The 14,712-nt window shown below is 53.7% G+C and carries 6 protein-coding genes; 2 read left to right on the top strand and 4 right to left on the bottom strand.

The genetic code is table 11. The features are described from left to right. Window positions 1-44: 44 nt before the first annotated feature. The 4 genes from hemW to C5Y83_RS20315 form a co-directional block, all read right to left on the bottom strand. Window positions 45-1,172: a radical SAM family heme chaperone HemW gene (hemW, locus tag C5Y83_RS20300; RefSeq protein WP_105331569.1), complete on the bottom strand. Its 1,128-nt coding sequence runs from the start codon at window positions 1,170-1,172 to the stop codon at window positions 45-47. 55 nt (window positions 1,173-1,227) lie between these two features. After that, window positions 1,228-2,067, bottom strand: a complete 840-nt coding sequence (locus C5Y83_RS20305; RefSeq protein WP_105331570.1) for an MBL fold metallo-hydrolase — start codon at window positions 2,065-2,067, stop codon at window positions 1,228-1,230. A 98-nt stretch (window positions 2,068-2,165) separates the two neighbouring features. Next, window positions 2,166-2,948 carry a segregation and condensation protein A gene (locus C5Y83_RS20310; protein ID WP_105331571.1) on the bottom strand — a complete coding sequence of 261 codons (783 nt, stop codon included), beginning with the start codon at window positions 2,946-2,948 and terminating at the stop codon, window positions 2,166-2,168. A 166-nt stretch (window positions 2,949-3,114) separates the two neighbouring features. Beyond that, window positions 3,115-7,116 (bottom strand): hypothetical protein, encoded by a 4,002-nt coding sequence (locus tag C5Y83_RS20315; protein ID WP_105331572.1) that lies wholly within the window; start codon window positions 7,114-7,116, stop codon window positions 3,115-3,117. A 404-nt stretch (window positions 7,117-7,520) separates the two neighbouring features. Between C5Y83_RS20315 and C5Y83_RS20320 the strand changes: the two genes are divergently transcribed. Both C5Y83_RS20320 and C5Y83_RS20325 read left to right on the top strand, forming a co-directional pair. Further along, complete coding sequence (locus tag C5Y83_RS20320) at window positions 7,521-9,188, top strand: PQQ-binding-like beta-propeller repeat protein (RefSeq protein ID WP_105331573.1); 1,668 nt, start codon at window positions 7,521-7,523, stop codon at window positions 9,186-9,188. Window positions 9,189-9,569: 381 nt separating this feature from the next. Further along, window positions 9,570-14,549 (top strand): PVC-type heme-binding CxxCH protein, encoded by a 4,980-nt coding sequence (locus C5Y83_RS20325; RefSeq protein ID WP_105331574.1) that lies wholly within the window; start codon window positions 9,570-9,572, stop codon window positions 14,547-14,549. Window positions 14,550-14,712 lie beyond the last annotated feature (163 nt).

A 14,712-nucleotide genomic window follows, 5' to 3' on the forward strand; every position in this document is an offset into this window, starting at 1 on the left:
CTGGTTTTTACGGGGTATATGCCGTTCTGTAGAGGTGTCGAGACTTATAGCAACTCGACACATATGGTATCGCTTAGTAGTAAGCCCTCTTGCGTTAACCTTAAGCGATCACCCACTCTTTCGAGTAGCCAATGATCCAGAAATTGATCAATTGTTGATCCGCATAACTGCTCTGGAGTTGTGCCCGTATCCTGCTGGAAGGTGGGTAAGTGAATCCCTTCCAGCATGCGAAGCCCAAACACTAAACGCTCCCGAGCTTTCATTTCGGGGGTGAGCAGTTCTTGCTCAGCGACGGGAGACTCGCCTTGTTGCATACGTTTAATGTAAGTCGTGGTGCTTCGATGATTTGTCTCGCGAAGCATTCCAATGTGGCGTGATGCACCAGGACCAGCAGCGAAGTAACGGCGTCCTAGCCAGTACTGCTGATTGTGTTGACTGCGAAATCCAGGTCGGGCAAAGTTTGAGACCTCGTAATGTTCAAGCCCGTGGGAAGTCAACGAATCGATTGCCGTCAGGTACATATCGCGTTGCAGTTCTTCGTCCGCTTCGAGAAGCTGAGAACGCTCGCGACGGCTCCAGAACGAAGTCCCCTTCTCGAAGGTCAGGCCGTATGTCGAGATATGATGCGCCCCAAGACGGATAGCAGATCGGAGATCTTCTTTCCAATCGTCGAGTGATTCCCCCGGGGCCGCGAAGATTAAGTCGACACCCAGATTAGGAATCTTGGGCAGGATCAAAGAAGCCGCGGCTTCGACTTCACGTTGACGATGATCGCGTTCGAGCAGCTTCAGCTTGTCATCGTGAAACGATTGCACGCCAAGGCTGATTCGGTTGATGCCTGCTGATGCAAGAAGCTCGACCTTTTCCGTGGTGATGTCGATGGGATTCGCTTCGACGCTTAGCTCAGCACCGATTGCCGGCGGAAACCATTTGGTCGCCAAAGCCAACAGTCGGTTAAGTTCCTTGGGCGATAAGTGGGTAGGTGTTCCGCCGCCAAGAAATAGCGTATCGACTTCGTGGGGTGTTTCGAGCAGTTCTAGCTCTTGCTCGATCGCATCGAGATAGGCCGCCGTCAAATCATCCCGCCCCGCAATAACGGTGAAGTTGCAGTACCCGCAGCGATGCGTGCAGAAGGGAACATGCAAATAGGCGCTGCGAGGAGGATCGATCATGACAGGTTAGCCGCCAGGGCAACGTATTTGCGTCTGCAAGCGACGTCGCGAAATTCTAAAGCCACAAATGCAGCCGTCCGTCTAGCATATCTGGCAGTTTGGCTTTGACATGCTCGTGAACTTGATGCCCGGTGTAACGGGTACTGAAGTGCGAAGCAATGATCTTCTGATTCTTGAATTTATCACGCCGTGCGACGACGTCGTCGAGGTGGATATGACCCATCTTATGGATCTTTTCCTTACGATGATCAGGAGCGACGAAGGTCATCTCCATGATCAAGATATCCGCGTCGTAAAACTCAGGCGATTGATCCATGGCCTCGGCCCGGCTGTCACCGAGATAGGCAAGCAGCGGGTGGCGATGTTCGTCGGTAACCTCCGTACCGCTTTGACGTAGGTCGCGGATCTCGTCCCCTTTCAGGTTCTGGTATTCCGCTTTCAGCTTGCGCCGTCGCTGCGAAACAATGTAACCGACCGAAGGAATTGTATGTTTGGTCGGAAGGACCTTCACGACCAGTTCGCGCGAAAGTTCGATCTCTTGACCAGGGGTAACAGGCTCAAGCGTGCAAGGCATTTTACCTCGATCGAGGCGACTGAACGCTTTGAGTACCTGCAGCGCGGGACCAATCGCAATCTCTGGCATATAGATCGTCGGCGGCGGCATCTTCATCAGGCGGCGACGCGAGACGTAGACCGGCAGGGCAGCGATATGATCAAGATGGGTATGGGAGATGAACCAGGTGGCGGTGCCCATGAAATCCCACGGCTGCAAGCCGAGGTCAAAGCCAAGCTTCATTTCGGGAATTCGCCAATAGGTTTGCACCGCCGCGCGGGAGTAACCTTCGATGGTGAAGCCATTAAATTCGAGTTTTCGCAGGGGTGCGTTATCAAGCATGAGTTATCGAAAGTATCTTGAATGCAGGCTCGTCCGCTCCCAACAGTTGAGAGCAAGTAGAGCTAGGAAGAAGGGGACTCATCTCCCCGGTTCGAGGTTCACGGGGATGACGGTTTGCCCGCCTCGTATTCGTCGACGTCTTCAAAGTGAACTTCGTTTTGGAATCCCTCGCCGGCGGTGATCCAGATTTCCTGGTCATCATCGTCTTGGTGAGCCAGCGTATTATAGTGCCGAATCAATTCGAGTAGGGCGAGGAAGATACCAATGATGCGAGTCTTGACCGCATCTGAAGGAAAAAGCGTAGAAAACCGAACCTTCCCCTCGCTGACGATCCGCGCGTGGACCTGCTTCATATGGACCCGAATGGGGGTATCGTCATAAACGATGTTGGTTGGCTGGGCTTGTTTGCTGTCACGTAGCAAACGATTGAGCGCGCTAACCAAGTCCCATAATTCAACTTCGTTGATCGGCTGATCGGCCATGTCGACCTTCCGCGGAGGAAGGTCGTCGGCAATACGGGAGAAACGTCGCTGCCAATCTCGGCCATGATCTTCCAACAAGCTGGCTGCGTCTTTGAAACGTTTATACTCCAGCAGGCGTTCGACGAGTTGATCGCGTGGATCATCGATTGCTTCTTCGTCGAGGTCTTCCTGTTGCGGTAGTACGAGTTTCGATTTGATTTCGATCAGCGTGCTAGCCATTTCCAGGAAGTCGGCCACGCTGTTGACGTCCATCGCCTTTAGAATCTCGAGGTATTGCAGATATTGCTGCGTGACCTGCGAGATGGGGATATCAACAATGTCCAGTTCATGTTTGCGAACCAAGTACAACAGCAAATCGAGCGGCCCGCGATAGATCGGGATTTCGACTCGAAAGTTCATGTTGAATTACCTTGGCGTTCTCAATCGGACGGAATGCCAGCATCCAGTAGTGACGAATTGCTGGAGGGGACTCGTCTTGAGTTCTCAATACAGAGGAAGAATCTTTGGAGCGTTGATCCGTGTTGCCGCGGGACAGGTAAAACGGAACGCTTCAAACCATGGTTAATTATTCCTCGTCTTCCTCGTCCTCGGAAGAGAAATGCGTCGTCCAAGAGTCGATTTGGTCGTGAACCGCTTCCAGGGAAAGCTTCCTCAGCGGAATAGCTTCGCTAGGTTGCCAAGATTCGTTCTCGGAAGCGAAGGTTTCCTTCAGTTCGACCTTGGTGACTTCTTCGTCCAATGCCTTGAGCCAGGTCGGAATATCGAGACCAACACCGCTTGGTTCCTGGACTAATGCTTCCGCCTCGTCGTAGAGTAAGTTGAACGCAATGCTAGCTTCTTCGGTTCCCATGTCGGTCATCGCTCGTTCCACCAAAGAGCAAATGCGGTCGACAGCCAAGGGGCGGACGAAACGTTCTTGAATGCGATCGGCGACGGTTGGCATCTGCATCGCATACTCGCGCTGCAGATCCCGTAATTTTCGAACGTACTTGTCGGCTTCGTCTTCGATGCGATCGGCCAAAGCTTTCCGCCACATCTGCGCTGCTTCAGCGTGGCCTGTTCGGACAAGCACTTCATGGGTCATGACGATCGGTTTAAGGTTCCATGAAACGCGATCATACGCCGTACGTAAACGCAAGAAGTCGAGGAACATGTACAAGTACTCGCCCCGATCGCTTTGCGTCGTCGTGCTGTTGTAATCGCGGTACTCGGCGAAGTTTTCGAGGACTGCTTCCAAAACCATGCTGAAGCAGGCAATTGCTTCCGTGCGATTGATGTTTGTTCCCATTGCCTGAATGAAGAACGGCCAGTCATCTTCCGGCCACTGCTCGCGAACGCGTTCGATCCACGTTTCGACACCGCCATGCAAAATGCTGCGGACATTTCCACGGTTGAAGAAATGCTGAGTGAAAAGGTCGCGACCGTAGCGTTGAATGAATGCCTGCACTAGCTTCCATTGGGCCGCGTCGGAGAACTTCTCGACTGCCGACAATCGTAGCGTGCGACTATGATTCAGCCACACAATGAGTAAGTTTTGCGTGACATGCTCGAGGCATTCGACCAAGGCATTGTCTAGTTCCGTGACACCTTCTTTGGCGACTTCCCAACTCTGCGAAGAAGCAACCACGGCATCGATGATCGCAAGAAAGCCGGTCTCAAAGAGGGCGTCGAACTCAGTGATCGCACCCGGACCAATCGGATTGTCATTCTCCATCTTGCGGGCCGTGTCGAGCAGTTGCCGAGAAAGGTCGTACTGACCAACACGAGGAAGCCAATGTAGTAGTTCACGAATGGTCGACTGCCGCACGCGAGCCGAGACGATTCGTAGTGGGCCACCTCGCTTCGAGATCGGCACATACAGCAGCGGTTTATCTTTCAGTGTGTTTAACAGGGGAGGGAAGTGCTGCTGAACTGCATCCGTGTCGCCAGCAAGGATGGCTGCCAACAGATCGACGGCCAACGTCTGCTCAGCACCGATTTCATTCTCGAGGTTCTCAAGCGACTGCTTCTGATCCGGGGCGATTGCGGCCACGGCAGACGAAAGAATACGTGCCGCGGAAGCGGTCGAGACGGTTGTCATAATGATTCGTTCGAGCACGAATTCTTTGACGGCTCGTTGACGATCGTATTCGACCATCTCTTGGTGATCACCGCTGATTTCGCTCAGCTTGTATTGATTGACAACTAGGAGTAGTTCGAGCAGTTCGCGATAGTTGCTGATTGCTTGCTCGCGCCACTGCATCAGCTTTTCAACAACAACCGCTTCTCCTTCCGTGCGAATCGCTTGGAAGGCCGCCATTTGCCACAACTGCGCGATGCAGCTCAGAAACGAGATGTGTGTGTTGATGCGGCGCGACTCGGCTTGCAAGTCTTCACTTGTTTCGGAGTTACCCCCTTCGAAGATAGCACCCTCGTTGCCGTCGTCGGTGCTGTCCGTGTAGGTGACGTCCTCGTAAGCCGCGTCGAAGATATCGTCGGTGTCGGGCTCTTCGCCGTGGAACAGTGCTTCTAGCTCTTCGTCGAACTGTCCCTTCTTTGCGGTTTGTGAAAACCAGCCTGGGACCTTGTAGTACGGCCCAGCGTTGGCCTCTTGGAAGTCGAGAAAACGCTGGATCATCTTCCAGGTTTCTGCTTGAATCTCCGGTGAGTCATCTAGCGACGTACGATATTTTTGATACGCCAAGATCCACTGAGTCGCGATGCTAAAGTAAGACGTATCGAGATGATGCAGCGGAATCTCATCGGCACGTTCTAGCCAATGCATCAGCAAGGCAAGCGTCGTAACAAAGTCATTTCTTTCCAGCAGTGCTTCAATCACCAGGCCGTAGGCCTTAGGGGAATCAAACATCTCCGCATGGGGCGACCAGAAGGCGACGTCGCCAGCTTCTGCGCCAACTTTGTGCCACAGACGCAAGGCATCGGCAACGCGACGTGCGGCGGCGAATGCTTCGTCCCCGCTGGGCGAGTCGACGCTGGAAAGCTCGTGGGTAGCGAACTGGTGCCACCACATCGAAAACTCTTCAAAAGCCCAAGCGGTCTTGGAACGTGCCGCTTCGTCATCGCGAACGGCCGCTTCGCTTAACGCTTGCGACATCAAGTCGAAGATCTGTTCGATTAGCCGAGCCAAGTCATCCACGCGATGATCGCGAACGCTGTTCTCATAAGCAGGGAACAGGCTGAACTGACCGTCGAAGCCGAGAATGTTCCAAGGATCAACGATCGCCCCACATTCGATCGCTCGATGTAGTCGGTCAACGATCTTGTGAATGTAGTCAATCGTCTGGTCTAGATCACCTCGCTTCATGGCCTGATGGGCGAGCGTGATGAAGCATTCGATTCGGCACTGCATCCGCGCAGAGGCGGTCGGCACGATATCGACCTGCTTACTAGCCGCATCTGGATAGCCCATCCGCGAATAGATTAGAGCTAAACGCACGTGCGCGAGTTGCTTTGCGCGACGGTTGCTTAGGTAAGCATTTAAATGTTGCCGAGCCGCCCCGAAAGGCTGGCGACGCTGGATCGACTCTTCATTGAGCCGTTCGGCCATCGGGGCAGGGCAGCTATCGAGCAACTGGTTGTAAAAGCGATCACGGTAATTTGCGATGACGGGTACTAGCTTCGAGAGGGTCATCTCCGAATGGTAAGCACCCGGTCCGTTTCCGGTGATGCCGGCGCCCATCAGGATCACGCCGGCCAGTACCGCAGCCGCCTCGTAAACCAACTCGTCATGTGATAGGTCGCTCGGTGGATTCCTGTCAACTCGATCGGTCAGCGCTTCGAGCGTGACCTGTTGTACGACGAAGCGGGTATAGCGTCCTTGAAGGTCGATGTGATCCGGATCCCACTGGCCAAATTGATAGTTGGGCCGTTTGTTGACGGGATGCTCAAAGTCATAAGCTCGCGGGTCGATTGCCAGTTCATCGAGTTGATCTGGTGTGAAGCCGGCATCTTGCAAGATATCGTCGTTCGTGGCTTGCAGTAACTCGAGCGTCTTTTCGACGATCTCTTGGTGCCGACCCAAACAGGCGCCTGCTCCCTTCAGCCAGATCGGAATTGGCCGACAGAACTCGTGAGGGTACGGCTCAGTCTTGCGTGTTTCCAGGGCCGGTACAGGGCGATGGCCGATGTAGTCGTTCAGGTCTGCCAGGCAAAGTTTGCTAACTCTGCTTTCGTCCTCCCATTGATCGGAATGGGAAAGGACCGCCTGGGTGGCTCGGACAATAAAATAGGGAGAGAAGAGCCTCTCGCCGCTTTGGTGAAACAGTAAGTCCTGATGGAACTCAAGATAGGCTGGCAGAACAACATCGAACACATAGTGCAGGGCTGTTTCAGCCTGGCTGGACTGGGAAAGGGCGGCGGAAGAGGTCTTCAGGGCGGATAAACCCGATTTCATGCGTTCGCCAACGGTTTGCCAGGCCCAATCGTGATCGGGAGCCGTGGAGGGACACAGGAGGCGAAAAAGCTGGTCCATCGCGCTGGCAAAACGCGCGTCGTATTCTCCCGAAGAGAAGTTGTAATAACCGAGAACCTTCTCTAGCAGAGCATTCTCTTCAGATCGATCACCCATGTACCTGCCGTTTCATTTTCCTGAGCCCGCCATTTTGGGCAAAGGATGTAGTTTGCCTTCCCCTCAGAAGGGTGTTGTCCCCGTTGCTCAAAGTTCATGGTAGAGGGGACTGGCGACGGGGTCTAGGCGATACAACTCGCCGAGAATCGTCGAAAAACAAGGATTTAGCGAAAACCGGGCCAAAAACGTGACGACAGCATGTCATCTGAATTAAGATGGAAAAACTCGGCAAGGTATTTGCCTTTCGAGTGTTATGCTTGAAAAGTACGCCATCGGCGTCTTTTTTGATTACGATCTTATCTAAATTACCAAGTCCCACCTGGGGCGTTGGTACTAGTCTCGCTTGTTTCCGCCAGGAAAGCTGAGCCCGTCGATGTGGCTCAGTTGAAGGAATCACGACACCTATGCAAATTCAGAAACTCGCTTCGCGTCTTGCCGTGTTTGCCCTGGTCGCCATGGCTGCGACTCCTGCAATGGCTCAACTTGGGCCGCGAACGTTCTCTCCGTACGAATTGGAACGACTCGGGCTTGAGCAAGTCTGGTCAGGTCAACTTCCGATCGATCCCCATCGGTCAGAGATGGAGACCTTCCGTCAGATCGTCAGCCTTAAAGATCCTCTGGTCGTCTTTGAGGTCGAGCAGAACGGCAAGAAGGTCACCTTCAGCTCTAACGAACTGGACGTTCTTGGCCAGCCGATGGGTGAAGAGGGTGCGAAGAAGCAAGCCGACCAATACGTCGCCCGGCAGGACGAAAGTAAGGGAGAAGTAAAGGTCACTCGCCGCGAGGTTCCCAACGAAACCTTTCTGGTGCAAAGCAGTTCCGGCATTTTGATGTCGGTCGATGGTCGTACCGGCAAGACCGACTGGGCCGAACTTCGAGGCAATGCACGGTATCCTCAAACAACGGCCGACGCGAACGACGACATCGTGGTTTCCGTGAGCGGATTCAAGCTGAGTTGTCTACGTCGTGACAATGGTGCCGTGATGTGGACCCGCGAGTTGGAAGGTATTCCGATTTCAGGCCCCGTTGTGGGCGATCAATTCATTTACATTCCACTGCTTGATGGGACCGTTGTCGCCTATAACTTCGATGGAGGCCCACGTCTCGTTCCTCGCTATAAGTCGCTCGGCAAGATTCGGATGCCGGTCTTCGCGACACCAACTTCGATTGCTTGGGCGACGGATCGCAATTACTTCTACGTCGGTTATGCCGATCGTCCCCTGGTTCGATATCGGATTGAATCAAGTGGCGAGATCATCGCACCACCAAGTAATTACGGTCCGCTACGTCTGTTCTTTACAACAGCCACCGGCTACGTCTATTGCATCTATTCGACTGATGGGTCGATCCAATGGCGTTTCTCGTGCGGCGAGCCGATCGACAGCTCGGCGATTGGTATCGGCGATTCCGTCTTTGTGACGCTTCAGCGTGGCGGCATGTACAAGTTAGGTATGGAAGAAGGGGACGTTCGTTGGTTCGTGCCGCGGATCAAAAAGTTTCTGTCTGCCGGTGACCAGTACGTCTACTGCTTGGATGATGATGACAACTTGGTGGTCGTCGACATCAACTCCGGGGCTCAGGTTGGGGCCATGAGCCTGCAAGGGTACGATTTCTTTCACACCAATTCGAAGACCGATCGAATTATCATTGGGTCGAAAAAAGGAAAGATGGTTGTCTTACGTTCGAGTGCGTTGCCTTACCCTCTGGTCCATGTCGACGTGAAGAAACCGGGTGAAAAGCCAGATCCTTCGGCCGCTAAACCTGGTGCGGAAAGTGCAGCCCCAGCTGGCGATGGCTCGAATCCGTTCGCGTCTCCAGCAGCTGCGGGCGGTGGCGTTGCCGATCCATTCGGTGCACCGGCCAGCGGTGGCGGTGCAGCTGCTGATCCATTTGGAGCTCCGAGTGGTGGTGGAGGTGCGGCCGATCCGTTCGGCGGAAGTAGTGGCGGCAGTGATGCTTCCGATCCGTTCGGAAGTGGATCGAGCGATCCATTTGGAAGCGGCGGATCAAGCGACCCGTTTGGTGGCGGATCGGATAGCGGAGCCGGCATGAGCGATCCATTTGGCAACTAAGCAATCGCCAATTGGCTAACTTGAAATTCACGAGCTCGCGGCGAACCTAGTTTTGCCGCGAGCTTTTTTCGTAACTCTCTACCCCATTGTATTCCTATCGCTTAGCCAGCTAACAGCATTCGGCAGACAGGTCGAAACATGGATCGTGTGATAAAATGGGGGTGGATTCGCCTTTGGATAGTGCATTCTGGGGCGATTTCCAGCTAAACTAACCAGTTCACTATTCGCATGTCGGTCCCGCTTGGCTAACCCCCGCGAAGCTGGCGACGCCATGAATCATTCCTCGCAAGCCCCTCCCAATTTTCGTTACCTCTATCGTATTCGCGCGCGGATTGCCGCGGCGACATCGATTCACCCATGATTGCAGGAGATAGAACTCTCATGACCAAGCATCTCGCATGGCTAGTCGCCGGCGCTATGGTCGCCCTTTGTGCGATCAGTCCGGTTCAGGCCGATGACGAAGGTTTCAAGCCGATATTTGATGGCAAGTCCTTGAACGGCTGGAGTGGAGCCGAAGGTTTTTGGAGCGTTCAAGACGGAGCGATCACCGGCACGACCACTTCCGAACATCCCACTAAAGGCAACACGTTCCTCATCTGGGAGCAAGGCAAGGTCGACAACTTTGAGTTGAAGCTGAAGTACAAGATTGTCGGCGGTAACTCTGGCATTCAGTATCGTTCGACCGACTTGGGTAACCACGTTGCCAAAGGGTATCAGGCCGACATCGATAGCGGAGATACCTACAGCGGGATCAACTACGAAGAACGTGGCCGCGGCATCCTTACCCAACGTGGCGAAAAAACCATCGTGCATGATGGCAACAAAGATCCAAAGAAAGAGCGATTCGCCGAGTCGGCCGATCTGCAAGCCAAGATCAAGAAGGAAGATTGGAATGACTATCACATCATCGCCGACGGCAATCACCTGATCCACAAGATCAATGGTGTTGTCATGTCGGAAGTGATCGACGAAGGCGAAAAGGACGCACGAACCAGCGGCATACTTGCCCTTCAGTTGCATGCTGGACCGCCGATGCAGGTTCAGTTCAAAGACATCATGCTGAAGCGACTTCCAATGCAAGAGGGCAAGAAGAAAGTTGTCTTCGTGCCAGGTCGCCCTAGCCACGGGTACGGTGCCCACGAGCATATGGCCGGTTGTCGTCTGCTGATGTTGGCGCTGACCGAGAACATGCCCCAGTTTGAAGCTGCTATCTACGAAGGTGGTTGGCCGTCCGATCCGACTGCTTTTGACAATGCGGACGCCGTGGTCGTTTATTGCGACGGTGGGCCAGGGCATTTGCTCAATCCTCATTTGGAAGAATTCCAAAAGTTGATGGATGACGGCGTCGGTCTAGCTTGTATTCACTACGGTGTGGAAACCACCAAAGGAGAAGCTGGCGACAAGTTCACCGATTGGATTGGTGGTTACTTCGAACCATGGTGGAGCGTTAATCCGCATTGGACCGCCTCGTTTGAGAAGTATGGCGAGCACCCCATTACCAATGGAGTCAAGCCATTCGAGATCAACGACGAATGGTACTACAACATGCGATTCCGCGAAGGCATGAAGGACGTCACGCCGATTCTGACCGCAGTTCCTCCGAAGAGTACGCTCGATCGTCCCGATGGTCCGCACAGTGGTAATCCGCATGTTCGTGCTATGGTCGGTCAACCGCAACATGTTGCGTGGGCGGCTGATCGCGAAAATGGTGGCCGTGGCTTCGGTTTCACGGGCGGTCACAACCACTGGAATTGGGCCGATCCTAACTTCCGAAAAACGGTCCTGAATGCAATCGTCTGGATCAGCCACGAAGAAGTTCCGGCGGAAGGCGTCGAATCGGCATCGCTTTCGCGTGACGACCTGGAAGGTTTGATTCCTGGTCCGCGTCCCGAGCCTAAGAAGCCGGCTCCGAAGAAGGAAAAGAAGGTTTCGCTGAACGTGAAACCGAAGTTCAAGAGCCAGGTTGTTACGACCAGTACTCCTGGCAATCAGGTCGACGTTAGTGTCGACCTGGAAGGGGCAAAGCAGCTGTTTCTCGTCGTCACGGACGGCGGGAACGGCTTCGCTTGCGACTGGGCCGACTGGGTCGAACCAAAGTTGGTTGGCCCCAAAGGAGAAAAGAAGCTGACCGATCTGAAGTGGAAGCGAGCCTCAGCCGATTGGGGTAATGTTCAAGTCAATCGCAATGCTGGTGGTCAACCGTTGGTCGTCAATGGTCATACCGTCGAGTTCGGTATCGGCGTTCATGCGAACTCCGTTATCGCGTTCGACTTGCCAGATGGTTACACCAAGTTCGTTGCTAAAGGTGGTCTCGATAACGGCGGTACCAACCAGCAAGACGGTACTGCGACTTCCGTGCAGTTTGCAGTCTATACCCAAGATCCTGGTGACGTTTCCGCAACTGCCGCAAGCAGTGGGCATGACCCTGAGGACGCCGTCGCTGGCTTGGATGTTTACGATGGTCTGGAAGCGACGCTTGTTGCGGCCGAACCTGACTTGAAAAGCTTGACGAACATCGATATCGATCATCGGGGCCGCATCTGGGTGTGCGACGTGATGAACTATCGCGGTAACAACGGTTCGCGTCCCGAAGGGGATCGCATTCTGATTTTGGAAGATGAAGATGGGGACGGAGTGGCCGACAAAACGAAGGTCTACTACCAAGGTCGCGATGTCGATACGGCGATGGGAATTTGTGTGCTGGGCAACAAGGTAATTGTTTCTGCCGCACCGAATCTGATCGTTTTCACCGACGAAGATGGCGACGACAAGCCGGACAAAAAGGAACTACTGTTCACCAAAACCGGCCAACCACAGCACGACCACTCCGCCCACAGCTTCCTCTTTGGTCCTGACGGCAAGCTTTATTGGAATGTTGGTAACACAGGCCGCCATGTTCACGATGCCCAAGGGAATGTTGTCGTTGACGTGGCAGGCAACGAGGTCGTGGATAACGGCAAACCTTACTTTGGTGGTATGCCGTTTCGCTGCAATCTGGATGGAAGTGAATTCGAGGTATTGGCCCACAACTTTCGAAACAATTACGAAGTGACGGTCGACTCGTTTGGTACTCTGTGGCAAAGCGACAACGACGACGACGGCAACCGCGGTGTCCGCATCAATTACGTAATGGAATATGGTAACTTCGGCTACCTCGATCAAATGACAGGCGCCGGTTGGCGTACACCACGTACCAACATGGAAACCGAAGTGCCGCTCCAGCATTGGCATTTGAACGATCCTGGCGTGGTGCCGAACCTGCTGCAAACGGGTGCTGGATCGCCAACGGGGATTTGTATTTACGAAGGAAACTTGCTTCCTAAAATCTTTCAAAACCAAATCATCCATTGCGATGCGGGCCCCAACATCGTGCGGGCTTATCCCGTCAAGAACGATGGTGCCGGCTACTCTGCTGAGTCTGTCGATATCCTTAAAGGAACACGTGACAATTGGTTCCGCCCGGCTGACGTCTGTGTCGCTCCCGATGGATCGATTTTTGTCAGCGACTGGTACGATCCAGGCGTCGGTGGCCACGGCCAACGCGATCTTGATCGTGGGCGGTTGTTCCGCGTTGCACCGGAAGGTGTGAAGTACAAGGTGCCAAAGTTCGACTTCTCGAGCGTCGATGGTTGTATTGCCGCTTTGAAGAACCCAAACCTAGCTACGCGTTATATGGCTTGGACCAACCTGCACGCTAAAGGAGCAGAAGCCGAATCGGCTTTAAAGGCCGCTTATGATTCGTCGAACGATGCTCGTTATAAAGCTCGCCTGATTTGGTTGTTAGGAAACATCGAAGGTACGGGACAACAATACGTCGACTTGGCCCTCTCTGTTGACAATCCCAACCTGCGAATTGTCGGCTTGCGAATGGCCCACGAACTAAAGATCCCAGCCACAGAAGTGGTGGCAAAGATTGTAGATGACAAGTCGCCCCAGGTGCGGCGTCAAGCGGCAATCGAACTTCGCTTTGACGGAAGCGACGCCGCTTCGCAGCTATGGGCGAAGCTCGCCCAGCAATACGATGGGAAAGATCGCTGGTACTTGGAGGCCTTAGGTATTGGTGCTGACCTGCACTGGGATTCCCGTTTATCTGCTTACTTGAAAGCGATTGGCGGCAAGGTGGATACGGCTGCTGAGAAGGACATCGTGTGGCGAAGTCGCGCGAGCCAGACACCTTCGATGTTGGCGGATATGATTGAAGATACCGCCAATCCTGCCGAACAGTTGCCACGACTCTTCCGTGCCTTCGACTTCCAGCCGAATGCGGAAGGGGTGAACAATGCCATGGTTGCATTGGCATTTGGTAATTCACGTCAAGATAATGCCGAGACGATGATCATTTCCGAATCGGTCAAACGCTTGCGGAATTACGATGTTGCTAAAAATGCTGAATCAGCCGCTGCGATGGACAAGGCGCTCAGCAAAGTGGCGGGCAGTTTAGCGTATGTTGAACTGGTGGATCGCTTTGAGCAGGCGAAATACTATCCACAACTGCTGGCCCTGGCGATCTCGCAGCCTGAATCGGAAGCAGGTGTCGCGGCTGCCGACGTACTACTTCGACGCGGCCAGAAGGATCTCTTGCAAAGCGTTCTTACCGAAGGAACTCCTGAGGATAAGGTCGCGCTGACGACTGCAATTTCTAACAGCAGCAGTGGTCAGGCAAATGCTTGGATGCGACGGATGCTCAACGATTCGTCCCAAGACCTTCAAGTTCGTCGCATCGCCGTGAAAGGCTTGGCCAGCAACAAGGGCACCGCTACTCAGCTTCTCGAGATGGCCAAAGCCGGCAAACTGGACGAAGAACTGATGCAGGCCGCAGCGGCACCGTTGAAGATTTCCGTGTGGGGCGACATCCGTCAGAAGGCGTCCGAAATCTTCCCCCAGCCTCCTTCCAAGGATAACAAGCCGCTGCCGCCGCTCGATCAATTGGTGAGAATGCGTGGTTCGGTTGACAAGGGAAAACAGGTGTTCGCGACGACGGGAACTTGTAGTAAGTGCCACGTGGTGAATAAAGAAGGCAAAGAGGTTGGGCCTAACTTGAGCGAGATTGGTTCGAAGCTGGGACGAGAAGCGATGTTTGAATCGATTCTTTATCCTAGTGCCGGTATCAGCCACAACTACGAGAACTGGGCGGTTCTGACCGATAGTGGCACAGCCATCACCGGACTGAAGACCAGCGAAACGGCCGATTCGATCACGATCACTAACTCGGAAGGGTTAGCTCGCAAGATTCCGAAAGACGAAGTCGATGAGATCCGCAAGCTTCCAATCTCGGTCATGCCGAATGATTTGCAGCGACTCATGACGGTTCAGGAACTGGTTGACGTGGTCGAATACATCTCGACGCTGAAGAAAAAGTAACTTTCTTCTTTCAGTTATTAATAGACGCTTTTCAGGCACGGGTTCATCTCGTGCCTTTTTTATGGGATAGACGGCCGATTGAGCGAACACTTCATGCGCTGGCGAGTCTGAATATCGGAGTTCATGCCCCTCGGTTGTCCCATTCTGCCGATTCTGCGGAATT

Origin of the sequence: Blastopirellula marina, assembly GCF_002967765.1 — a bacterium.
Lineage (GTDB): Bacteria > Planctomycetota > Planctomycetia > Pirellulales > Pirellulaceae > Bremerella > Bremerella marina_A.